The 23,303-nt window shown below is 69.0% G+C and carries 20 protein-coding genes; 7 read left to right on the top strand and 13 right to left on the bottom strand.

From position 1 onward, the window contains the following. Window positions 1-6 precede the first annotated feature (6 nt). Complete coding sequence (locus ACZ5QD_RS14790; RefSeq protein WP_101841505.1) at window positions 7-1,305, top strand: MFS transporter; 1,299 nt, start codon at window positions 7-9, stop codon at window positions 1,303-1,305. Here ACZ5QD_RS14790 and ACZ5QD_RS14785 read toward each other — a convergent pair. From ACZ5QD_RS14785 to ACZ5QD_RS14775, 3 genes are read right to left on the bottom strand one after another with little or no spacing between them, the layout of a single operon-like run. After that, window positions 1,248-1,709, bottom strand: a complete 462-nt coding sequence (locus ACZ5QD_RS14785) for a hypothetical protein (RefSeq protein ID WP_464366903.1) — start codon at window positions 1,707-1,709, stop codon at window positions 1,248-1,250. The two genes, ACZ5QD_RS14790 and ACZ5QD_RS14785, sit on opposite strands and share 58 nt — an antisense overlap. Window positions 1,710-1,756: 47 nt before the next feature. Further along, window positions 1,757-2,743 carry a bile acid:sodium symporter family protein gene (locus ACZ5QD_RS14780; RefSeq protein WP_006896740.1) on the bottom strand — a complete coding sequence of 329 codons (987 nt, stop codon included), beginning with the start codon at window positions 2,741-2,743 and terminating at the stop codon, window positions 1,757-1,759. Window positions 2,744-2,747: 4 nt separating this feature from the next. Continuing rightward, entirely contained in the window at window positions 2,748-3,266 is a 519-nt protein-coding gene (locus ACZ5QD_RS14775) for an SdpI family protein (protein WP_006896739.1), read from the bottom strand. A 128-nt stretch (window positions 3,267-3,394) separates the two neighbouring features. Between ACZ5QD_RS14775 and leuS the strand changes: the two genes are divergently transcribed. Next, window positions 3,395-6,262 carry a leucine--tRNA ligase gene (gene leuS / locus ACZ5QD_RS14770; RefSeq protein WP_045537082.1) on the top strand — a complete coding sequence of 956 codons (2,868 nt, stop codon included), beginning with the start codon at window positions 3,395-3,397 and terminating at the stop codon, window positions 6,260-6,262. 13 nt (window positions 6,263-6,275) lie between these two features. On the opposite strand, the gene ACZ5QD_RS14765 is transcribed toward leuS, so the two are convergent. After that, the gene (locus ACZ5QD_RS14765) at window positions 6,276-7,331 is read right to left on the bottom strand and encodes a DUF2804 family protein (protein WP_045537080.1); all 1,056 of its coding nucleotides are present in this window, start codon (window positions 7,329-7,331) and stop codon (window positions 6,276-6,278) included. A gap of 67 nt (window positions 7,332-7,398) precedes the next feature. After that, window positions 7,399-9,552, bottom strand: a complete 2,154-nt coding sequence (locus ACZ5QD_RS14760; RefSeq protein WP_464366902.1) for an FUSC family protein — start codon at window positions 9,550-9,552, stop codon at window positions 7,399-7,401. Window positions 9,553-9,623: 71 nt separating this feature from the next. On the opposite strand from ACZ5QD_RS14760, the gene ACZ5QD_RS14755 reads away from it, so the two are divergent. Continuing rightward, window positions 9,624-10,814, top strand: a complete 1,191-nt coding sequence (locus ACZ5QD_RS14755; protein ID WP_062367442.1) for an acyl-CoA dehydrogenase family protein — start codon at window positions 9,624-9,626, stop codon at window positions 10,812-10,814. A gap of 23 nt (window positions 10,815-10,837) precedes the next feature. Here ACZ5QD_RS14755 and ACZ5QD_RS14750 read toward each other — a convergent pair whose 3' ends face one another. Beyond that, window positions 10,838-11,179 carry a YnfA family protein gene (locus ACZ5QD_RS14750; RefSeq protein ID WP_006896734.1) on the bottom strand — a complete coding sequence of 114 codons (342 nt, stop codon included), beginning with the start codon at window positions 11,177-11,179 and terminating at the stop codon, window positions 10,838-10,840. A gap of 134 nt (window positions 11,180-11,313) precedes the next feature. Here ACZ5QD_RS14750 and ACZ5QD_RS14745 point away from each other — a divergent pair, with 134 nt between their 5' ends. Next, on the top strand, window positions 11,314-11,709 hold the full coding sequence (locus ACZ5QD_RS14745) for a nuclear transport factor 2 family protein (RefSeq protein WP_062367441.1): 396 nt from the start codon (window positions 11,314-11,316) through the stop codon (window positions 11,707-11,709). A 23-nt stretch (window positions 11,710-11,732) separates the two neighbouring features. Here ACZ5QD_RS14745 and ACZ5QD_RS14740 read toward each other — a convergent pair whose 3' ends face one another. From ACZ5QD_RS14740 to ACZ5QD_RS14725, 4 genes are all read right to left on the bottom strand, one after another. Next, the gene (locus ACZ5QD_RS14740; protein ID WP_062367440.1) at window positions 11,733-12,419 is read right to left on the bottom strand and encodes an SDR family oxidoreductase; all 687 of its coding nucleotides are present in this window, start codon (window positions 12,417-12,419) and stop codon (window positions 11,733-11,735) included. A 45-nt stretch (window positions 12,420-12,464) separates the two neighbouring features. Then, window positions 12,465-13,703 carry an MFS transporter gene (locus tag ACZ5QD_RS14735; RefSeq protein WP_045538192.1) on the bottom strand — a complete coding sequence of 413 codons (1,239 nt, stop codon included), beginning with the start codon at window positions 13,701-13,703 and terminating at the stop codon, window positions 12,465-12,467. Further along, window positions 13,700-14,140, bottom strand: coding sequence for a MarR family winged helix-turn-helix transcriptional regulator (locus ACZ5QD_RS14730; RefSeq protein ID WP_045538193.1), 441 nt, complete (start codon window positions 14,138-14,140; stop codon window positions 13,700-13,702). The genes ACZ5QD_RS14735 and ACZ5QD_RS14730 overlap by 4 nt, the downstream gene beginning before the upstream one ends. 147 nt (window positions 14,141-14,287) lie before the next feature. Further along, entirely contained in the window at window positions 14,288-16,309 is a 2,022-nt protein-coding gene (locus ACZ5QD_RS14725) for a TPM domain-containing protein (RefSeq protein WP_464366901.1), read from the bottom strand. A 53-nt stretch (window positions 16,310-16,362) separates the two neighbouring features. Between ACZ5QD_RS14725 and ACZ5QD_RS14720 the strand changes: the two genes are divergently transcribed. After that, window positions 16,363-17,772 carry a phytoene desaturase family protein gene (locus ACZ5QD_RS14720; protein WP_375003295.1) on the top strand — a complete coding sequence of 470 codons (1,410 nt, stop codon included), beginning with the start codon at window positions 16,363-16,365 and terminating at the stop codon, window positions 17,770-17,772. Between the two features lie 27 nt (window positions 17,773-17,799). Here the strand turns inward: ACZ5QD_RS14720 and ACZ5QD_RS14715 are convergent, their stop codons facing one another. Then, window positions 17,800-19,452 carry a hypothetical protein gene (locus tag ACZ5QD_RS14715; protein ID WP_375003297.1) on the bottom strand — a complete coding sequence of 551 codons (1,653 nt, stop codon included), beginning with the start codon at window positions 19,450-19,452 and terminating at the stop codon, window positions 17,800-17,802. Between the two features lie 64 nt (window positions 19,453-19,516). Beyond that, window positions 19,517-20,311: an LLM class F420-dependent oxidoreductase gene (locus ACZ5QD_RS14710; protein ID WP_006896726.1), complete on the bottom strand. Its 795-nt coding sequence runs from the start codon at window positions 20,309-20,311 to the stop codon at window positions 19,517-19,519. A 96-nt stretch (window positions 20,312-20,407) separates the two neighbouring features. On the opposite strand from ACZ5QD_RS14710, the gene ACZ5QD_RS14705 reads away from it, so the two are divergent. After that, window positions 20,408-21,034, top strand: coding sequence for a class I SAM-dependent methyltransferase (locus ACZ5QD_RS14705; protein WP_006896725.1), 627 nt, complete (start codon window positions 20,408-20,410; stop codon window positions 21,032-21,034). A 63-nt stretch (window positions 21,035-21,097) separates the two neighbouring features. Further along, window positions 21,098-22,309 carry a DNA polymerase IV gene (gene dinB / locus ACZ5QD_RS14700; RefSeq protein ID WP_464366900.1) on the top strand — a complete coding sequence of 404 codons (1,212 nt, stop codon included), beginning with the start codon at window positions 21,098-21,100 and terminating at the stop codon, window positions 22,307-22,309. Between the two features lie 35 nt (window positions 22,310-22,344). Here dinB and ACZ5QD_RS14695 read toward each other — a convergent pair whose 3' ends face one another. After that, window positions 22,345-23,283: a quinone oxidoreductase family protein gene (locus ACZ5QD_RS14695; protein WP_006896723.1), complete on the bottom strand. Its 939-nt coding sequence runs from the start codon at window positions 23,281-23,283 to the stop codon at window positions 22,345-22,347. Window positions 23,284-23,303: the final 20 nt, after the last annotated feature.

The following is a 23,303-nucleotide window of genomic DNA, read 5'->3' as shown; positions in this document are numbered from 1 at the left end:
CGACTGGTGAAGAGTTTGCAGTCGGTAACGCATGCCCCGGGGCTGTTCCGGCTGTTCGCGGTCCGTCTGCTGAGCCAGCTGAGCGACGGCGCTTTCCAAGCCGCGCTGGCCTTCTCGATCCTCTTCAACCCCGACAGGCACACCGATCCGATGGCGATCGCCGGCGGCTTCGCCGTGCTGCTGCTCCCCTACTCGCTCCTCGGTCCCTTCGCCGGCGCCCTGCTCGACCACTGGGATCGTCGACGCGTGCTCGTCTTCGTCAACCTGCTGCGGGCCGCGGCTGTGGTCGTGGTGGCGATCACCATGAGCACCGACACCGCCGAACCCGTCGTCCTGCTGTCGGCGCTGCTGGTGACCGGTTGCAGCCGGCTGGTGGCGTCGGGCCTGTCGGCGAGCCTGCCGCACGTGGCGCCGCCGCAACTGATCGTGGAGACGAATGCGGTGTTCACGACGGTGGGCGCCGCGATGCTCGCGGCCGGAGCGGGTGTCTCCGGGGTGCTGCGGATGATCTTCGGGGCCGACAACGGCGGTTCGGGCGCCACCCTGCTCGCGGGAGCGGTCTTCGCCGTGTGCTCGGCGCTGCTGGCCACCAGGTTCGCGGTTCGTCAATTGGGACCGGACCATCCGGACGGAGTCGGTCACACGGCGGCGTATTCGGTGGTCCGGGGGCTCTCGCACGGACTCGGCGCCGTGGTGCGCACGCCGAGTGTCGCCATCGTGCTGAGCGCGATCGGGACGCACCGGCTGGTGTTCGGGCTGAACACGCTGATGTTCCTCATGCTGGTGCGGAACACCGAACTCGGAGACGCTCTCGGCGCCGACGTTCGGGCCATCGCCATGATCGGCGCCTTCGTCGCTGTCGGAGCGCTGATCGCGGCCGGGACGACGCCGGTGTCGGTCCGGCGCGCCGGGCGTCGGGGCACAGTGGTCTGGGCCCTGCTGATCGGGGCGTTCGCGGAACTGATGCTGCTCTCGGTCCGTCCGGTCCCGGTGCTGATCGCGGCGCTGCTGGTCGGTCTCGCCGGACAGACGATCAAGCTCTGCGGCGACGTCGCGATGCAATGCGACATCGACGACTCTTATCGCGGGCAGGTGTTCGCGGTGCAGGACGCGCTGTTCAACACGGCCTTCGTGGCGGCGATCTTCGTGGCCGCACTCGTCATTCCGCCCACCGGCTTCAGTGTGCAGCTGATCTTCGCGGGTGCGGCGCTGTACGCCGTCGCCGCCGCCGGCGTCTGGCGGTCCGGTCAGCGGGCCGAGGGATCGGCTCCGCCCGTACTGCTGTCGGAGCCGGTGGCCCGGTAGCCGACGCGCCGGTAGGCATCGGCGAAACCGTCGCCGTCGCCGTCGAGCAGGACGGTGTCGGGTCTGCCGTCGCCGTCGGTGTCGAGCGGTGTCTCGGCGGGAGGCCGGGCGGAGACGGCGCCGGTATCGGGCGGCGGGTCCGCGGCCGTCTCCCACAGCCCCCCGCCGCCGTCGGCGTAGAAGCTCTCGCGGACGCCGTCGTCGTCCAGATCGAGGGCTGCCAGATCGGCGACGCCGTCTCCGTCGGTATCCCACATCGCATCGTCGCTACGACCGTCGCCGTCGAAGTCGAGAGCGACGGCATCGAGCCGGTCGTCACCGTCGAGGTCGAGGTCGGGCGCGGTCCACCAGTGCGTCGGCGGTGCGTGTCCGGTGCCGAAGCAGTACTCGATGGCGGTGTCCATACCGATTGGACGCACCGGCGGCGACGCCGGTTCCGGGACACGCCGCCTCAGGCCTCGGTGACCGCCAGTGCCTGCTTCTCGTAACGGCTGGCCAGCATCGAGCACAGGATCAGCTGGATCTGATGGAAGATCATCAGCGGCAGCACGATGAAGCCGACGGCGCTTCCGGCGAACATCACCGATGCGAGCGGAAGTCCCGTCGCCAGTGACTTCTTGGTCCCGCAGAACTGGATCGCGATCGTGTCCTCACGGGAGAAGCCGAGACGTTTGGGCAACCAGCCGGTCAGAGCCAGCATGGCGATCACGAACACCAGCGACAGCAGGCAGACCGCGATCACGTCCCAGACGCTCACGATCGACCACATCCCCGAGACCACGCCCTCGCTGAAGGCGACGTAGACCACCACCACGATGGAACTGCGGTCCACGTACTTCGTCGGTGCCGCGTATTTCGTCAGGAATCCGGCCACCAACGGCCGGCACAGCTGACCGGCGATGAAGGGGACCAGGATCTCGAGCACGATCTTGGTGACCGACGCCGCGGTGATGTGGACGCCGGCCTCCGAACTCATCAGCAGTACCACCAGCAGCGGCGTCACGAAGACGCCGAGGAGGTTGGACGCCGAGGCGCTCACGATCGCGCCGGCGACGTTGCCCCGGGCGATGGAGGTGAAGGCGATCGACGACTGCACGGTCGAAGGCACCAGGGTCAGGTACAGCACGCCGTGTGCGAGCTGATCGCCGATGACCGGTGTCAGCGCGGGCAGCAGAACGAGCCCGATGATCGGGAACAGGACGAAGGTGAAGCTCAGAATCGTCAGGTGAAGCCGCCAGTGGGTGAGACCGTCGAGGGCCTCCCGCGGATGCAACCGGGCGCCGTAGAGGAAGAACAGCAGTCCGATCAGAATGGTCACGACCCAGTCCATGACGTCGGCGAAGGCGCCCCGCGCCGGGAAGACCGCGGCGACGACCACCGCGAGCAGTATCGACAGGACGAAACCGTCGATCGGGGAACGATCGAGAAGTCTGCGCATCGAGCTACCCGGCGTTGTGCGGGTTGTCCTCCGACAGGCACATGCCGCTCAGTGCGCACGTACCGCAGCTCGATTCGCCGCAGTCCGCGGCCGCCGCGTCGTCGTCGCCCGCGGTCTCCGAGCAGCCTCCCGCCGTCGTATCGGCGGCGCCGGAACAGCAGCCGCACCCGCCCGCGTCGGGCACCGGCACGCTCTGCGCGGCCTGGATGGCCATGCCCCCGACCGCCGAGATCACCCCGACCGCGACCACGATGCCGAACACCGCGAACAGCAGGCCCCAGCCGCCGAAGGCGAGTCCGAGACCGCCGGTGACGGCGAGGATCAGAGCGGCCCCGAGGAAGCCGGGCGCCGCGACCTTGTTGGCGACGGCGAAGGTCTCCTCCGACCGCAGCGTCTCCGGAGAACGCACACCGAGCCAGCGGTTGCGGCGGAGCGCACCGGTCAGGCCGGCTACGCCGACTCCGAGCCATCCGGCCGCAAGCACCAGCGCGAGAACTGAGACGACGGTGGACGCGATAGACACACGGTCACTGTACGACGGGCTCGTCGTCCGGGCGAAATGGATAACGGCGAGCGGGCCGCGGCGGGTTCACTTCGCGGTGGGCACTGGTCGCTTTTGGGCACCGGGACGCGAGGATTTACGCTGGTCGGGTGACTTCTGCTGATTCGACGAATCGTCCGGCCGACAGCGCCGCCCACCGGTACACCGCGCAGACCGCCGGCGAGATCGAGGCGCGCTGGCAGGAGTTCTGGACGCGGAACCAGACCTTCGCCGCCCCGAACCCCGTCGGCCCGCTGGCGGGCGACTTCTCGCACTTCTCCGGCGACTCCCCCGACGCCGAGGACAAGCTGTTCGTTCAGGACATGTTCCCGTACCCGTCGGGCGCCGGTCTGCACGTCGGCCATCCGCTCGGCTTCATCGCCAGCGACGTCTTCGCCCGCTACCAGCGGATGACCGGCAAGAACGTCCTGCACACCATGGGCTTCGACTCGTTCGGCCTGCCGGCCGAGCAGTACGCCGTCCAGACGGGCACTCATCCGCGCACCACCACCGAGGCGAACATCGAGCGGTACCTGCAGCAGATCCGCCGTCTCGGTCTCGGGCACGACGAGCGCCGCCGCGTCGCCACCACCGACATCGACTTCTACCGGTGGACGCAGTGGATCTTCCTGCAGATCTACAACGCCTGGTTCGATCCGGAGGCGAAGAAGGCGCGTCACATCTCGGAGCTGATCGAGGAGTTCGAGAACGGTTCGCGCGAGCTCGAGGACGGACGCGACTGGGTGGCGCTCAGCGCCGCCGAGCGTCGCGAGGTGCTCGACGAGTACCGCCTGGTGTACCTCAGTGACTCATTGGTGAACTGGTGCCCCGGCCTGGGCACGGTGCTGGCGAACGAAGAGGTCACCGCCGACGGTCGCAGCGAACGCGGCAACTTCCCGGTGTTCCGGAAGAACCTGCGTCAGTGGATGATGCGGATCACCGCATACTCCGACCGCCTGCTCGACGATCTCGAGCTGCTGGACTGGCCGGAGAAGGTCAAGACGATGCAGCGGAACTGGATCGGCCGCTCGCGCGGTGCGCAGGTTCAGTTCCCGGTCCCGGGGACGGACGCCTCAATCGAGGTCTTCACCACCCGGCCCGACACCCTCTTCGGTGCCAGCTACATGGTCCTGGCGCCCGAACACGAGCTGGTCGACGAGATCGTCGCCGACCAGTGGCCCGACGAGGTGGACGAGCGATGGACCGGCGGCGCGGCAACGCCCGCCGAGGCCGTCGCGGCCTACCGCGCGTCGATCGCCGCCAAGAGCGATCTGGAGCGTCAGGAGAACAAGGAGAAGACCGGCGTCTTCACCGGTGCGTTCGCGACTAACCCCGTCAACGGTCGTCCGGTGCCGGTCTTCATCGCCGACTACGTGCTCATCGGGTACGGAACCGGCGCCATCATGGCCGTTCCGGCGCACGACACCCGCGACTACGAATTCGCGCGCACCTTCGGGCTGCCGCTGCTCGAGGTGATCGGTTCGGAGCAGGGCATCGAGGAGTCGGCGTTCACCGGCGACGGTCCGCTGATCAACTCCGGCTTCCTCGACGGGCTCGGTGTGGACGAGGCCAAGGCCGCGATGATCGAGCGGCTGGAGACCGACGGCACCGGCACCGGCACCGTGCAGTACAAACTGCGCGACTGGCTGTTCGCCCGGCAGCGGTACTGGGGCGAGCCCTTCCCGATCGTGTACGACGCCCAGGGCGCCCCGCACGCGCTGCCAGAGTCGATGCTGCCGATCGCGCTGCCGGAGGTGGCCGACTACCAGCCCGTCTCCTTCGATCCCGACGATGCGGACAGCGAGCCGTCTCCCCCGCTGGCCAAGGCCACCGACTGGGTCACCGTGGAACTCGATCTCGGCAACGGTCTGCAGACCTACACCCGCGACACCAACGTGATGCCGCAGTGGGCGGGCAGCTCGTGGTACCAGCTGCGCTACATCGACCCGACCAACGACGAGACCCTGTGCGCCAAGGAGAACGAGGCATACTGGATGGGTCCGCGACCGGCGATCCACGGGCCGGACGATCCCGGCGGCCTCGACCTGTACATCGGCGGCGTCGAGCACGCGGTCCTGCACCTGCTGTACTCGCGCTTCTGGCACAAGGTCCTGTTCGACCTCGGCTACGTCACCAGCAGCGAGCCCTACCGCCGGCTGTTCAACCAGGGCATGATCCAGGCCTACGCGTACACCGATTCGCGCGGCGTCTACGTTCCGGCGGAGGAGGTCTCCGAGCGGGACGGCAAGTACTTCTACCAGGGCCAGGAGGTCACGCAGGAGTACGGGAAGATGGGCAAGTCGCTCAAGAACTCCGTCGCTCCCGACGACATCTGCCGTGACTACGGCGCCGACACCCTGCGCGTCTACGAGATGTCGATGGGTCCGCTGGACCAGTCGCGCCCGTGGGCCACCAAGGACGTGGTCGGTGCGCAGCGCTTCCTGCAGCGCGTCTGGCGCCTGGTGGTGGACGAGGAGACCGGCGGAGTCCGCGTCGTCGACGAGGCGCCGTCCGACGAGGCCAACAAGGCGCTGCACCGGACGATCGAGGGCGTGCGCGACGACTTCGCGAACCTGCGGACCAACACCGCCGGTGCGAAGCTGATCGAGCTGACCAACTTCCTCACCAAGAACTACCCCGGCGGCGCGCCGCGGGAGACGGTGGAGTCGCTGGTCCTGATGCTCGCTCCCCTCGCTCCCCATCTCGCCGAGGAACTGTGGAGCCGCTTGGGCCACGACGGTTCGCTGGCGCGGGGACCCTTCCCCGAGGTCGACGAGCAGTGGCTGGTGGAGGAGAGCATCGAGATCCCGGTGCAGGTCAAGGGCAAGGTCCGCAGCCGTATCCAGGTGGCCGCGGACGCCGACGAGCCGACGGTCGTCGGCGCCGCGCTGGCCGACCCGAAGATCGCCGCGCTGCTCGACGGCGAGCCGCGCAAGGTGATCTATGTGCCCGGCAAGATGGTGAACGTGGTTCCCTGACCGCGCTCGACGGTCACACCGAGATGCGCTTGGACTCCCCCACGCCGAACATGCCGTCGACCCTCAGCGTCGCATGCTGCGCGTGGATGGTGCCCTCGTACCACCCGTACGGCGCGTAGTATTCGGCGAGGATCTTGCGTGGTCCGACGTGCATCGTCGACTGCACGGTGGGTGTGAACGTCACGTCCACCGCGCCCCCCGAGTCGCGGATGTACCAGGTGCCCCATGGGCCGTCGGGGCGGTCGACGGTGACCGCGGGCAGGCGGTGCACCTGATCGCCGATCCAGATGGCGTTCTCGTTGTAGACACCCGGATTGCGGACCTGATTGTCGGTGAGGTTGAAGCCCTCGACCACGCCGGCGGGCGTGCGCCGGACACCGGTGACCCAGTCGTACTTCATCGGCCGGGGGTAGTCGCCGTGGTGGTCGTCGAGGATCAGGAAGCCGCGACCGTCGGCGAGACCCACGTCGGCTCCGCCGATCAGCAGCGAGCCCGACGCGGGCATCATCGCCTTGTGCGAGTACAGGGCCCGGTTCTCGTCGAAGGGATGCACGATCACCAGATGACCGGCCGCACCGGTCGCGCAGTCGCCCGTGATGTGCAGGTCGAGTTCGGGTGTCAGCGCGGTGCCGCGGTGCGTCGCGTCGACGGTGACTCGGCCGCCGGGGAGCTGGTTTCCGATCTCGATCTCCAGTCCCGCGAACTCCCCCTCGGAGACGGTGCCGTCGAGACCCCGCGCGACCGTCAGCAGCGGCGACGGGAGTTTGGTCTCCCAGCGCCGGATGGTCGCCGCGTGCTTGTCCACCACCAGGACCTGGAGCAGACCGAGGGTCTTCGCGTTGTAGACCGCACCCAGGACGAAGAGGTCGTCGTCCCCGAGTTGAAAGGCCTCCCACTCCTTCAACCCGAGGTTGCGCACGGCGCGCCGGGTGCCGGCGAGCGGACCGGAGCCGGCGGCGTCGAGCGGGTTGATGTCGGCGATCGGGCCGTCGTAGGTGCCGAAGTTGTATCGGCCGCGGGTCACCAGGGACGCGGGCGGTTCGGTGGCGACGGGCGGAAACAGTGTCATGGTCACCGATGATCGCGCAGTCGCCGATTCGTGGCAAAAGCCGCGACCCGATGACGAGGTCGAGGCGTCAGTCGCGCTCCCGCAGTCGTTCGATGTTCGCCATGGTGATGCTCAGATTCGACAGCGCCAGCATGGCCCGATACTGCGGCGTATGCGGTCGGCACGGAACCCGACGGACGGCGTCGAAGGTCTCGGACGCCTCGCTTTTGGCCGTATTGTCGCGTCTGCGGTGCAGCAACGAGCGGCATGCGGCGTCCGACTGGGCGACCACTGCGTCGATGCCGCGCCGCACCGCGTCGGCGGCGTCGCCGTGGAAGGCCGCGGTACCGCCCTCCTTTCCGAGGATCACCGATTCCTGGGCCAGCCGGTCGGCGTGAACACCGGCGTTCTTGAGCAGCGCGGTGGCCGATCGACGGAGGGTGCGGCGTTGACCGCCTGCGAAGGAGACCGCCATCGACGAGACGAAGGTCTCCAGTTCGCGGTGATCGGTGTCGAGCCGATGCGCCGCGTCGAGCACCGCCGTGGTCGGCCCGTGGCCGATGAGGACGTCGCCGGATCGGGTGAGGACCTCCTCGAGCGAGGCGAAGTATGCGCGGATGCGGGTGATCAGCTCGGGACGGGAACTGCTGGAGAAGATCAGGAAGGCGCACGCGACGCCGATCACCGCTCCGGTGAGGGTCTCCTCGAGCCGCAGTTCGAGGATGTGCCGGTTGAGGATCCCCAGAAGGCCGTACATGGACGACAGCAGGACGGTGACGAAGAAGGCCATCACCGCGTAATTGAGGGGCCCGAGGTACACCATGCAGAAGACGCTGACCGCGCACAGCAGCATGAGGGGCAACTCCGCGCCGTCGATCGCGATGCCGAAGCCGAAGCCGACGAAGACTCCGCAGACGGTGCCGATCACTCGGCGATAGGCCCTGGTCAGGATCGCGGCACGGGTGTTGACGCCCACGAACACCAGAAACGCCGTCAGCACCGACCAGTACCAGCGTGACGCCGAGATGGCCTCGCCGGCGACGGTGGCGAGGGTGGCCGCGAGCATCACCTGCACGGCCATCCGCGTGGTCGGAGTCCACTCGTGCCAGAAACGATGCGGACCGCCTCCGGCGTCTGGAGCCTCAGCGATCTCGGCATCGCGCGCGACCGCCGGTTCGGCGTCCGTCGGCTCGTCGCTCGAGACGTCCGTGTCGGGTTCGGCAGTCGCCGCCGGATGCGGTGACTCGAGCGCCTCGCGCAGAGCGATCTGCGATTCGACCGCGCGGGCGAGGAGCGCGACCGCGAATCGCCCGGGGACGTCGGGATCGACGGCCTCCAGCGTCCGGCGCGCGCGGGCGGACGCGGCCGACCGCTCGGACGCCGGCAGGTCCGTGTCCAGCAAGCGATGCATGGCGTCCAGCAGTGCGGTCAGTTCCCGGTCGGCGTTCGGCTCTGGGACCTGCGCCAGATGCAGACATGCCTGCACAAGATCGGTGCGGGCGTCGAAGACCAACCGGGCCAGTTCGTGTGCTGTCAATCCGGTGCGGGCGGCGGTGTCGTATTGGCTCTGCCAGTCGGTGATCGCCATGGCGACGTCGCCGAGGCGGTCGAGCCGGGCCTGCAGTGTCGCGCGGGGCCGGCCGACGGAGCCTTCCGCCGCGCGCACGGCCGCGTCCCCGGCGCCGCGGAACTGGCGCATCAGCAGTCGCAGCGACCGGTCTGGTGCGTGCAGCAGTATGGTCGACTTGACGATCAGACTCGCCGCCACAGCGCCGACGCCGATGAGCAGCAGCGGGCCGAGATCGTCGACCGTCGGCCGCAGGAACAACGCGAAGAAGCTGGAGAAGAACGCGATCATTCCCACCGCCGACCAGCGCGGACCGAAGCGTCGCATCCAGGTGGCGACGCCGCCGATCACGACGAAGGCGGCGATCTCGACGTACCTGTTGTGTGCGAGCAATGTGGTGCCGGCGAGGCCGCCGACCACGGGAATCACCAACAGGGCCGTGGTGACGAGCCGGGCCGGCGCGGTGGCGTCGCGCACGCTCAGACCCGCTTGCATCGCGAGAAACGCTCCGACCGCCAGGTAGCCGCCGTCCGCGTGGGTCGCGTTCACGATCAGCCAGGCGCACCCGGTGCTGATCAGCACAGCCACCGCTACCCCGCTCGCGTTGAGCAGCCGGGTACGGCCGGGATCGGTCCCGGCGAGTGCACGCACGGGATTCGCCGTGAATCGGACCATTTCACGATTGTGCCGAAACGGGGAGACTGCAGACGCTTGGCAACGAACTTACTCAGTAGTAAGGTAGCGCCATGGCTATCAACCTTGAGCTCCCGGAGAAGCTGAACTCCACGGTCGAGCGCGCCCGTCTCGCTGCCGAGCACATCTTCCGGCCGATCTCCCGCAAGTACGACAAGGCCGAGCACGAGTACCCCGTCGAACTCGACGAGCTCGGGAAGATCGCCAAACAGGCCCGCGGGGGCGATAAGGACGCCGACAAGGCGGACGAGTCCGCGGAGGAGACCGTCAACGGCGCCAACCTCCGGTCAGTGCTCAACGCCCGCGAACTCGGTTGGGGCGACGTCGGTCTGATGCTGTCGATTCCGTACCAGGGCCTCGGAAACGCGGCGATCGCCGCGGTGGCGAACGACGAGCAGCTCGAGCGTTTCGCCGATGTCTGGGCCGCCATGGCCATCACCGAGCCGGGCTTCGGATCGGATTCGGCCGCCGTCTCCACCACCGCCGTCCTGGACGGCGACGAGTACGTGATCAACGGCGAGAAGATCTTCGTGACCGCCGGAAGCCGCGCCGACCACGTCGTGGTGTGGGCGACGCTCGACAAGAGCGTCGGCCGCGCCGCCATCAAGAGCTTCGTGGTGCCGATGAACGCCGACGGGGTCACCGTCGCGCGGCTCGAGCACAAGCTCGGCATCAAGTCGTCCGATACCGCGGTGGTCCGGTTCGAGGACGTTCGAGTGCCGGCCGAGAACCTGCTCGGCACGCCGGAGATCCAGGTGAAGACGGGTTTCGGTGGCGTCATGCAGACGTTCGACAACACCAGGCCGGTGGTGGCCGCGATGGCCGTCGGCCTCGGGCGGGCCGCTCTCGAGGAGTTGCGCCGGATGCTCGAAGAGTCCGGTCACGAGGTCGACTACGACCGTCCGGTCGCCGCTCAGCACGCCGCCGTCGCCGAGTTCATCCGGCTCGAGTCCGACTGGGAGTCGTCGTGGATGCTCACGCTGCGCGCGGCGTGGATGGCCGACAATAAGCAGCCCAACTCCACCGAGGCGTCGATGTCCAAGGCGAAGGCCGGCCGCACCGTCACCGAACTCACCAACAAGGCCGTCGAGATCGGTGCCACGGCGGCGTTCTCCGAGACCGAATTGCTCGAGAAGTGGGCTCGCGACTCCAAGATCCTCGACATCTTCGAGGGCACACAGCAGATTCAGCAGCTGATCATCGCCCGTCGGGTGCTCGGAAAGACCAGTGCCGAGCTGAAGTAGACCTGTTACGGCTGTGCCCCGGGCTAACCGTCCACCGCGCGCGGCATGTACATGATCACGGCGACGCCCACGAGGCAGATGAGCGCGCCGATGACGTCCCAGCGGTCGGGCCGGTAGCCGTCGGCGACCATCCCCCACAGCAGGGAGCCCGCGATGAAGACGCCGCCGTAGGCTGCGAGGATGCGGCCGAACTCGGCGTCGGGCTGCAATGTGGCGACGAATCCGTACACGCCGAGTGCGGCGACTCCGGCACCGATCCACAGCCAACCGCGGTGTTCGCGCACGCCCTGCCATACGAGCCAGGCCCCGCCGATCTCGGCGACGGCCGCTAGCGCGAACAGAATGAGCGAACGGGCGACGGTCATGGCAGTCGATCATGCCAGCGGACCGGGATCGGGGCTCGCGGACGCGGTCGCGGCAATCTTTCGCGGACCCTCGCGCCAGTGGGGCGCTCCTGTTAACCTTCCCACTAGAACATGTTTCAATTCAGGGAGTGGAAATGACTGCTGAGCAGCAGGAAACCGGACTTTCCGACAAGATCGCGGCCACCGTCGAGGCCTACATCGACGGCCTCAACTCGGGGTCGGCGGAGGACATCGTGAACCTGTACGCCGACGGCGCGACGGTGGAGGACCCGATCGGCGCACCGGTGCGCAGCACGCGTGACGAGCTCGTCGAGTTCTACAGCATCATCACCGGCCTCGAGAGCCGCGAAGCGACGCTGAAGTGGACCAAGATCGCCGGCGACACCGCGGTCTTCGAGTTCACGCTCGTGACCGGCACCGCGGGGATGAAGTTCGAGATCACCCCGGTCGACATCATGGTCTTCGACGCCGACGGCAAGATCGCCGGCATGCGGGCCGTGTGGGAGCAGTCGGACCTCAAGCAGCTGTAGGTCGGACGGTCGGCCGACGCCGGCTATCGGTTGCGCGGACCGCGCGGCCGGAGCACCACTTCGGTGGGGTGGGCGTCGGCCGGCGCGTTCACCGCTGACGCCACCGCCGCGGCGACGGTCTCCGCGCGCAGGTACTTCGACGGGTCGTACTCGGCGCCCTCGAAGGCGACGATGTCGCGCTGCATATCGGTGTCTATGCGTCCGGGGAAGATGGACGTGACCCGGAGTGCGGGTTCTTCGGCGCGCAGCCCGTCGGCCAGGGCCCGGAGCGCGAATTTGCTTGCGGCATAGGGCGTCCAATTGGCCCGCACGTTCATTCCCGCGCCGGAGTTGAGGAAGACGACGTGTCCGTCGGCGGCCCGCAACGCCGGGAGCAGCAGTCGGGTGACCTCGGCGGCTGCGATCACGTTGACATCCATCACCTGCCGCCATTCCTCGACGGGCGTGTCGGCGAGGGCCTCGAGGCTGCTCGCGACTCCCGCGCTGTGAACGAGCACATCGAGACGGGTGACGGTCTCCAGAGCGGTTTCCAGGGCGGCGTAATCGGTGAGGTCCACCGGAAGAGTCACGGCGCCGTCCAATTCCGTTGCTACACGGTCGAGTTCGGCCGACCCGCGGCCGCCCAGAATCAAGTCGTGGGTCGGTGCGAGCGCTTTCGCGATCTGCGCACCGACCCCACGACTGGCACCGGTGATCAAAGCGGTAGGCATACCGTCGATCCTATTGAATGCCGGCTCTGCATGACGTCTCTCGGCTCAGTACTCCTCGGCGCCGACCAGGACGGCCTCCGGGTCCACCGTGTGCTCGTCGGGCTTGCTGCCTCCGGCGAGCACCAGGGCGGCCACGGCCACCGCGCAGTAGCCTGCGGCGAACCAGAACGGGGCGGCCATGCCGAACCACTCGGCGAGGTAGGCGACCATCACCGCAGAGGCGGCGGCGCCCATCCAGCGCAGGAAGCTGTATCCGGCGCTGGCCACCGACCGCGGGGTGGAGTCGTCGGCGGCCGACATCGCGACCCCGGTGAACAGCGTGTTCAGCACACCGGAGGGAATGCCCGAGAGCACCACGGCCAGACCGATCAGCCACACCTGATGATCGACGACGCCGATCGCGGCGAGCACCATCGTCACCAGGTAGGCGCCGATGGCGGAGAGGACGCCGCCGCGAGCACCGATGGCCGAGGCGATGCGCGGCCCGACGAAGACGCCGGAGAGCGCGGTCAGCAGACCCCATCCGAAGAAGACCATTCCGGCGTAGATGGGGCGCAGGCCCATCGCGATCGGTGCCCAGGCGATGACGGTGAACAGTGCGCCGGTGTAGAAGGCCGAGCCGATCGAGTTGATGAGCAGGCTGCGGTTCTTCAGCGCCTTGATCGGATCGAGGAGTTTGACCGGTTGCCGCTGTTCACGAGGTCCGTCGGCGGGGAGCATGACGGCGCACAGGACGGCGCCCGCGAGCATGAGCAGTGCGGTGCCGGCGAACGGTGCGCGCCACGTCCACTCTCCGAGGACGGCGCCGAGCAGCGGACCGACGGCCAGTCCCGCTCCCAGTGCGGCCTCGTACAGCAGGATCGCTCCCTGCTGGCCGCCTGTGGCCTGTCCGACGATGAAGGCGAGCGCGGTGGCGATGAACAGTGCGTTGCCCAGACCCCAGATGACGCGCAGGGCGATGAGTTGGTCGATGTTTCCGGCGAAGGTCGACAGGCCGGCCGCGATGACGATGCACACCAGTCCGGTGGTCAGGGTCCGCTTGGGGCCGAACCGGTACGCGGACCATCCGGTCAGCAGCATGGCCACCACCTGGACGCCCATGTAGACGCCGAACAGCAGCGTGAGCTTGGTCTCGGGCGCGCCGAGCGCCTCGCGGATGGTGTTGAGGATGGGGTCGACGAGGCCGATCCCCATGAACGCGATGACCGCGGCGAACGCGGTCACCCAGACGGTCCGCGGTTGCCCTTTGAAGGCCGCGGTGAGGGAGTGGGAGTCAGTGCTCATGAAAGCTCCATTCGAGTCTGCAGTTCACGCAGGGCGGGCAGGGCGGCTGCCAGGGCTGCGCGGTGATCGTCGGACAGGGTCTGCAGTGCGCGCGTGACACTGTCGTCTCGACGGGTCCGGATGTCGCTGACGATCTCGGAGCCGGTGTCGGTGGCTGCGATGATCACTGCCCGGCGGTCGTCGGGATCGGGTTCGCGGGATACGTATCCGCCCCGGTGCAGGCCGTCGATCAGTGCGGTCGCGGTCGGCATCCGGATCGATTCGCGTTCGGCGAACTCGCCCATCCTCATCGGCCCGTAGTCCACGAGTGAGGCCAGTCCCGAGGCCTGGGCGGCGCTGAGCTCACTGATGGGCGAGTTGCGTCGCAGGGTCAGGTACAACCGCGTCACCGTGTGCCGCAGTCCTGAGGCGAGGTCGGGGGCGTTCTCATCGGTCATACTTCGTAAGCCTAATACTTCGTAAGCCTAAATAAAAGACCGCGGAGCCATCGATCGCCGTGTGAACAGGGAGTTCACGTCAGGAAAATGGGGAACGTCACACGTCCGGGATACCTCGACCACCGGAGTGAGACGGACCGACGCCGGTCAGAAGCGACCGCCGGTCCCGATGCGGCCCGAACTCGACGACCCGCCGTAGGAACCGGGACTGCGTCCGCCGGAGCTGTAGCCGCCGAACGATCCCGGACGCATCGTGCCGCGCAGAACGCTGTCGACGAGGATGCCGGTGAGGACGGCACCGGCGATCGGAGGACCGGTCCGGTCGGCCGCGCCGGCCGCCCGTTGCTGGTCCTGCCAGGCGACGACGTCGTTCTGTGCCGCCATCAGCGCCTCGTCGGCGTTCCGGGACGCCTGCCGCGCCTGCTCCAGAGCCCGGTCGGGGTCGGTGTCGGAGAGCCGAACCGCTTCGGCGCCGAGTTGCTGCGCCCTCGACAGGCGGGTCCGGGCGACGGAGCCGACGGCTCCGCGCCGGGTCTCGATGAAGTCGGCCGCGGCCTGCGTCTTGGCTTCGGCCGTCTCGAGCGCATTGGTTACCAGCTGGGTGCGCCGCGACGTCTCGTCGGCGGTCCGATTTGCGGCGGCCAGTGCGGCGTCGAGATCCGCGTCGGCCTCCGAGAGGGCAGCGAAGGCGCCCAGCGGGTCGGTGTCGGCCTCCGAGTCCGCGGTGGCGAGCGCAGTCTTCGCCTTCCCGATCGCAGCCGTGAGATCGGATGGGGGAGCCGGCAGTCCCTCGGCCTGCGCCACCGCGGCCGTGACATCGGCCGTCAGCGGCGACAGGCCGTGACGAGCGCGGGCCAGGGTCGCGTCGGCCGAGTCGATCGCGTCGAGCAGTTTGGCGGCGGTCTCCAGCGCTCCCTCGGCCGACCGGATGTCGGCCACGACGGGTCCTTGCTGTCCGGCGGGCAGGGCGATCGCCTCGCGGCCCTGATCGGTGCTGTCCTCGGCGAACCGGAGTTGCTCACGCGCCAGGGCGACGTTCTGGCTGATCGAGGAGACCACGGTTCCGCCGTGCCGCTCGGTCAGCTCGGCCAGGGTGGCTTCGGATCGGGGCAGGCGGGCCGTGGTCTCCACGATCCGCCGTGTCAGCTCGTCGAGCCGTTCCTCGGCGTTGATCAGCAGGTTGCGCATGGCGTCGAATTTCTCCACCTGCTCGTCCAGCAGCGCATCCGCGTCCGAGCACGAGGTGATGATCTGCACCAGCATCGACCGCTGCTCGTCGGCGGTCTCCGGGATGTGATCGTCCAATCTCTGACGGAGAGCGAACGACGACGCCAGCGCGCGCTGGGCGGCGCCGAGCGCCGCGGTGAACGGCGCGGCGTCCGCCTCACCGAACTCGTCGATCGCGAGGACGAGTTCGTCGGCGCTGGTCTTGACGGCATTGTCGGTGTCGGTGAGCACCTCCCGCGACCATGCATGGAGTACTTCGAGGGGCTGCTCGGACAACTGGTCGACGGTCAACGAGTCGCCGGCTTCACGCAGATCGTCCACGTGCGCGGCGTGAGCCCGGCGTCGCCGCCTGCGGAGGTAGAGGAAGCCGCCGCCCGCGATCACGGCCGCGCCGCCGACCACCCCCGCGGCGATCGCTCCGGCGTGGGACTCATCGCCGGCCGCCGCGTCGATCTCGTCGACGGTGTCGAGCGCCGACGCCGCCCACCGTCCCCGCTTCAGATCCGGGACCAACGTGTCGGTGGCGATGCTGTTGATCTCGTCCTGGGTGAGACCGTCGATCGCGGCCGGCGCGGTGAGCCGGTAGCCGCGGTCCCCGGTGGCCACCGCCAGCAGTACGTCGCGGTCGCCGAAATCACTGAGGTCTTCGGTCTGGCGGGCCCAGTCGGCCGCCTTCATGCCGTCGAAGGAGTCGACGTAGACCACCCACATCTGGATCTTGTGGTCGTTATAGAGAGCGTCGATCGCGGAGGCGATCTTGTCGTGGTCGGCCTCACTGAAGACGCCGGCGGTGTCGACCACCTGATCGGCCATGCGCAGCGGCGCCTGAGCCCGAGCGCTGCCGGCCCCGGTGAAGAGCAGTGCCGCGAGGACCGCGAGAGCCGAGACCGTCACCATGAGTAGGCGGGCCCGGATCAGACGCTGGATGCTCGCGAAAACCATGGACTCAATCTAGCTTGTGAGTCTGACGGTTCTGGGTCGGTGAACGGGGCACGGTGGGTAACGAATGGGACGCGATCGTGATCGGTTCCGGTCCGAACGGATTGACCGCGGGAGCGGTGATGGCGCGTGCGGGCCGATCGGTGCTGGTCATCGAATCGGAGGACACGATCGGCGGCGGTTCGCGGACTGACGAGGCGTTCGGAACCGGAATTCGGCGCGACGTCTGCGCGGCCGTCCATCCGACCGGGTACGCGTCGCCGGCGTTCGCCGAACTCGGCCTGGCGGACCGGGTCGAGTGGCTGGTGCCGGAAGTCTCTTTCGCCCACGTCTTCTCGCGAGGTGATGCCCTGGGCGTGTACCGCGATCCGGTGCGACGGGCGAGTGAGCTGGGCGACGATGCCCGGGCGTGGCGTCGGACGGTCGCGCTCGGCACCGGGGCGGCGCATGACGCGTTACGGATGCCCGCGTTTCCCCGGCATCTGCCGCGAATGGCGCGTTTCGGTCCGCAGGCCCTGATGCCCGTCGACGCGTTGGTCCGGTGGGCTTTCCGTACCGAACGGGTGCGCACCGCGTTCGCGGCGGTGGCCGCGCACGCCATCCGGCCCTCGGACGCGCTCGGTTCGGCCGCCCCCGGACTTCTGCTGGGAACGCTGGCCGAGGCGGGTTGGCCCGTTGCCGCCGGCGGATCCCAGTCCGTCGTCGACGCGCTGGCCGCGATCATCCTCGGCAACGGCGGGCGGATCGAGACCGGCCGGCGAGTGCGCTCGGCTCGCGAATTGCCGACCGCCGGGCAGGTCTTCTTCGACGTCTCGCCCCGCGCGCTGGTGCAGATCATGGGGGAGCGGCTGCCGTCCCGGTATGTCCGGCGTCTCGAGCGTTTCGAGTACGGCGGCGGTGTCTGCAAGGTCGACTTCCTGCTGCGCGAGCCGATTCCCTGGTCGGGGGCGGGCGCCGAGGAATTGTTGTCGACGGCTACCTTTCACATCGCGCGCGACCGCGCGCAGATCAGCGGCGCGGAGGCCGACGTCGCGGCCGGCCGGGTGCCCGACCGACCGTGGGTGCTCGGCGGCGAACCCACGCGGGTCGATCCCTCGCGTGCGCCGGCGGGAACTCACCTGGCATGGGCGTACTGCCACGTCCCCGCGGGCTGCGGGAGCGACGTCTCCGACCGGATCGTCGCCGAGATCGAACGGTGCGCACCGGGTTTCACCGACACGATCGAGGGTCGGATCGTCACGACCGCGTCCGGCTACGAGGACTACAACGCCAACTGCGTCGGAGGCGACATCAATTGCGGCGCAGCCAATCTGCGGCAGCTGTTGGCACGACCGGTGCTGTCGGCGCGGCCGCATCGGACTCCGGTACCCGGCGTGTACCTGTGCTCGTCGGCGACGGCCCCGGGTGGCGGTGTCCACGGTATGTCCGGCTACCGCGCGGCGAAGACGGCGCTCCGGGACGGCTGATCCGGCGTCGCGGACCCGTGCGATGCCTCAGCGCACCACCAGGTCGGTGGTGGTGGCGCTCAGCGTGATCGGGGCGATCGACTTGCCTCGCATCCACGTGTCGACGAAGCGGCGCAGCTCCGGGTCCCGGTCGCGATTCGCGAAGGCCTCGCGGGGGATCTCCACGGCGCCGACCAGATGGCGCGGGGTGCGGGTGAGGCCGACGTGCCCGGGCGTCATCCGCATACCGTCGGCGGTGTGCAGGAGCACCGGAATCCGATGGCCGTCGGGAGTGGTGACGGTGGCCGGCCGAGTGGTGACCGCGGGATGGAAACTCGACACCGACAGTCGGTAGCCGGACGGCGCCGCGGTGAGTCCCACCTCGTCGAGCATCCGCGGGTCGATGACGCTGTACGGGATACCGATATCGATGAGTGTCTGCCCGTCGACGAGCGCGGAGCGGGAGGGGAGGGACGCCGACAGATTCCACGGCTTCTCGGGGGCGAGCGTCTCCGCGGACCGATCGCCGGGCGAGTTCTCCAGGAGCCGGCCCTGCAGCGTGCTGCCGGTCGGGGTGAACGTCCATGTCGAGGCGTGAAGGTCCTTGTGCCAGAAGCCCGTTCGGCCATTGCTCCGGCCTTCCACCCGGAGCTCGCGCTTCTCGGGGCCAGGACCGGTGGAGATCACGGTGATCGCGGAGGTGATCTCGCCGGGAATCTTGGGCTGGCGTGTCCAGTCGGGTGCGGGGAGCTGGACCGCGGCGGTCGACCGATCGAAGGCCTCGACCGTCAGGTTGGTGGCGCTGGGCTTCCCGGTCTGCGGGTCCCAGCTGTAGCGGAAGAACACCGAATCCGATCCGGAAGAGTCGAAATCAAAAGTGCGCGTGAACATGTCGCCGTACCGGTTGACGACGAAGGTGGTGGATCCGGCGGCCGAGAGGGCCACGGACTGAAACCGGCCGCCGAGCGGGCTGCCGATCTCGTAGCTGTCGTCGTTGGGCAGCCACGGATCGGCGTAGGTGATCCGGCTGCCGTCGCCGGTGAGCGCCGGGATCATCGTCATCTTCGCCTGACCGGAGGGGTGGACGCGGCCGGCGATATCCAGGTACGCCCGGTTGTCCGACGGCGAGGTCACGCTGAGCGCCCAGCCGCCGCGGCGGTCGTCCGGCAGCTTGCGGCCGGGCCCCGTCCACAGCATGGCGCCCCACGCGGAGGTCCAGTTCCACAGCAGAGGGGACTGGGTCACGTTGTCCATGGTGTAGATCCAGCCTTCTCGATCCACGCCGACCAGTTCGTCGTCGTCCAGTGAGATCGCGACGAGCCGTCCGCGCAGGCAGGACGGCAGGGGGACCGTCCGCCAGCGGCTGTCCGCTGCTGACCGCGGGGGACGCGGCCGGGTCACCAGCGTGCCGGCGTCGGTGAGTGCGAACTCCCAGAATCGATTGAACTGAGTCTTCTCGGTCCGCAGGTCCACGCGTGACGGCGCCTGCTTGCCCGTGTACTCGGCGAAGGTCGTCAGTCCGGTGCGATCACCGGTGGACGGAACGCCCGGCGGAATCTGTGCGGTGCCGAAGGGAACACACGACGCCGGTCCGGCGTGCGCGGCCGGGGCGCCGGACAGTGGCAGAACGATCGTCATGACGATGCCGGAGAGCGCCGTCGCCAGACGGATTCGGGAGAGCCGGTTCCGGGGTCGGGTCATGAATCCGGACTATATCGGGCGCGTCCCGGGCGGTGTCCGCTTCGGCCCATCGGGCCGGCACCGATTATGCGGTGCGCGAATCCCGCCAGCGCACCAGTTCCCGGACCGCCGTCAGGTCGTAGTCGGGTCCGCCGGTGGCGACCGTGAGGAGGGTGACGCCCTCGGCCGTGATGTCGTCGGCGAACCGAAGCATGGCGCCGACGTCGCCGTCGAAGCGGACCTCCGCCGACCGCTCGATCTCGGCCGGATCGCGTCCCACGTCGGCGCAGTGCCGAGCCAGGACACCAGACTTGTGGCGATAGGACTCGACGTCGACGAACCCGTGCCAGAGATCGGCGTGTTCGGCGATGAGCCGCAGTGTCTTCTTCTCGCCGCTGCCGCCGATCAGCAGCGGAATATGGCGCGTGGGTGCGGGATTCAGCTTCGCGAGCCGTTCGGTGAGTCGCGGCAGGGAGGCACCGAGGGCGTCGAGTCGGCTGCCCTTGGTGCCGAAGTCGTATCCGTACTCGGTGTAGTCGCGCTGGAACCAGCCGCTGCCGATGCCGAGGATGAGACGACCGCCGCTGATGTGGTCGACGGTGCGCGCCATGTCGGCCAGCAGCTCCGGATTCCGGTAGCTGTTACAGGTGACGAGAGCGCCGAGCTCGACGCGGGAGGTCTGCTCGGCCCAGGCGCCGAGCATGGTCCAGCATTCGAAGTGGGCGCCGTCGGGGTCGCCCGACAGCGGGAAGAAGTGGTCCCAGTTGAAGACGATGTCGACTCCCGCGTCTTCGGCACGCATCACTGCGTCCCGGATGAGGGAGTACTCCGGTGAGTGCTGGGGCTGGAGCTGGACGCCGATTCGGATGGGGTGACTCATGGCTCCAGTGTGCCGTGCGGTCCGCCGCGGCGCCGGTTCTTGCCGCGCGCGCAAGCCGCGTCGCGGCGTGGCCGGTGATTGTGGGAGCGTCGAGGAGTGAGTGAACATCAGCACGACCACGATCAGCAGCAGGCTCCCCGTCATCCCGTCTCCGCGGCCGAGTGGGACGAACTCTACGAGTCGTCGGACCGGCTGTGGACCACCAACGTGAACCCCGCGCTCATCGCGGAAGTCGGTGATCTGCCTGCCGGTTCGGCATTCGACCTCGGGTGCGGCGAAGGCGCCGACGCCCGGTGGCTCGCCGACCACGGCTGGACGGTGGTGGGAGCAGACATCTCCACCGTGGCTCTCAAGCGTGCGGCCGCGACTGATTCACGTGAAACAATCACCTGGCTGCCGTTCGACGTCACCGCAGATCAGTTCGACCGCACGTACGACCTGGTGGCCCTGAGCTATTTCCACATCGCGAGCGACGACGTCGCGGTCCTGCAGAAGATCGCCGATGCCGTGGGGCCCGGCGGCACGCTGCTCGTGGTGATGCACGACCCCGAGGGGATGCGCGCGCACGGGCGGAGCCCGGACGGGTTCCTCTGGCCCCGCGACATGGTACGTCTGCTGGGCGAGGGCTGGGAAGTGGTGACCGACGAGGCGCGCGACCGCGGCATCCCGGCGGGCGGCGGCCATCATGTGCGGGATGTGGTCCTCCGTATGCGCCGGGTCTGAGCTTTCCGCCGGTCGGTGGTGCCGCGGCTGGGAGATGTCGGACCCCGGTGAGACCCTCGCGGTATGAGAGTGGAAGCGGGCACACGCAAGCAGGCATCGATCCTGCACGCCGACCTCGACTCCTTCTACGCGTCCGTGGAGCAGCGCGACGACCCGTCACTGCGCGGCCGTCCGGTGCTGGTCGGTGGCGGGGTGGTGGTGGCGGCGAGCTACGAGGCCAAGGCGATGGGTGTCCGCTCGCCGATGGCCGGTCGTGAAGCCCGAGCGCTCTGTCCTCGCGCGGTGATGGTGCACCCTCGGTTCGAGGCGTACACCGAGGCCAGCCGCGCGGTCTTCGCCATCTTCTCCGACTTCTCGCCGTTTATCGAGGGCATCTCCGTGGACGAGGCCTTCCTCGACGTCGGCGGCATGCACGCGATCGCCGGATCGCCCGTTCAGCTCGCGGCACGGCTGCGGGAGCGGGTGCGCCGCGAGGTGGGCCTGCCCATCACTGTCGGGGTCGCGAGCACCAAGTTCGTGGCCAAGGTGGCGAGCGCGGTGGGCAAGCCGGACGGTCTGCTCGAGGTCCCCGCGGGAGGCGAACTCGACTTCCTTCACCCGTTGCCCGTGCGACGGCTGTGGGGCGTGGGCGCCAAGACCGAGCAACGCCTGGCCGAGGCCGGGATCGAGACCGTGGGCCAGATCGCGTCGCTGGGCGAGGAACGGCTGTCGATGCTCCTGGGTCGCGGCCCGGGCAGGCACCTGTACGCACTGTCGATGGCTCGCGATCCACGGCGCGTTCAGACAGGCAGACGCAGACGTTCCATCGGGGCTCAACGGGCGCTGGGTCGTCGGTGGCGGTCGGAGGCGGATATAGAAGCAACACTCGTCGCGATCGTCGACGGCCTGGGCCGCCGTCTCCGGTCGGCGCAGCGGCTCGTGCGAACGGTGGTGCTGCGTCTGCGCTTCCACGACTTCGAGCGAGTGACGCGGTCGCGGACGCTATCCGAACCGACCGACCGCACCGATATCGTACTCGCGGTGGCGCGGGGTCTGCTCGACGAGGCGATGCCGCTGATTCGTGAGCGCGGCTGCACGCTGATCGGGCTGTCGCTGACCAACCTCGCCGATCACGGCGCCGTTCAGCTCGCGTTACCGCTCGACGGCGCCGACCACGCCGGCGACCTCGACCTGGCCATCGACTCGCTGCGGTCGAGATTCGGGAAGGGTGCGGTGACGCGGGGAGTGCTAGTGGGTCGTCCACATCTGCCCGAGAGCCCGATGCTGCCGGATTGACGGCGCCCCGGTCTGGGGGTCACGGTCTGATGGGTTCACGGAATCAAGACCACTTTGCCGCCGGCGTGCCCGGCGGCCACCAGCCGCAGCGCCTCGACCGCACGATCGAGCGGGAAGGTGCGCGCGATCGGCACCGTCAGCTCGCCGGCCGCGAGCAGATCGAGGAGTTCGCCGCGCACACCGTCCCGGAACGCCGCGCTGGCGGGGTCGGCGCCCGAGAGCGCGTCGAAGCCGTACTCGCGCGCGGCTTCGCGGTCGACGACGGTGAGGATCCGATCGCGATCGGCCACCAGTTCCAGTGACGCGGCCGTCGCCTCTGGGCCTCCGGCCGCGTCGAGCGCTGCGACCACCGGACCGGGTGCGGCGTCGCGGACGCGCCGAGCCAGTTCGGGACCGTAGGTCACCGGAATACCGCCGAACCGTGCGACCGCGTCCGACCGACCGGGACCGGCCGTGCCGACGACGGTGACCCCGGCTCGACGCGCCAATTGCAGGAAGACGGCGCCGACTGCGCCCGAGGCGCCGTGCAGGAGCACCGTCTCGCCGGACACCGCACCGGACCGCGACAGCAGCTCGGCCGCCGTGCACCCCGCGAGAAGCAGCCCCGCGGCCTGGTCGTCGGGCACCGCATCCGCCAGGACGAAGGCCTTCTCGGCGGGGATGGTGATCGCCGACGCGTAGCCGCCGTGCACGCGGAAGGCCGCGACGCGATCGCCCACCGACACCGCCCCGGACCCGGCGCGGGTCCGCGGTCCCATGGCGGTCACCACCCCCGCGATCTCGTAGCCGATCGGCAGCGGCAGGAGAGCGGGGTCGGAGGCCCTGAGCGTGTGCTTGAGGTCGGCGGGATTCACTCCGGCGGCCGTGACGCGGACGGTGAGCTGTCCGGGGCCGGGAGCTGCGGGTTCGCAGGCGACGGCCCGGAAGTCGTCGAGCCCGCCGAAGCCGTCCGCCACCCACCTGATGCCCGTCATGACGTGCAGCCTACTGCGCA

The sequence above is a fragment of the Gordonia sp. J1A genome (genome assembly GCF_055393515.1).
Note: the sequence above shows the minus strand (reverse complement) of the source record. Positions and strands in the feature narration are given on the sequence as shown.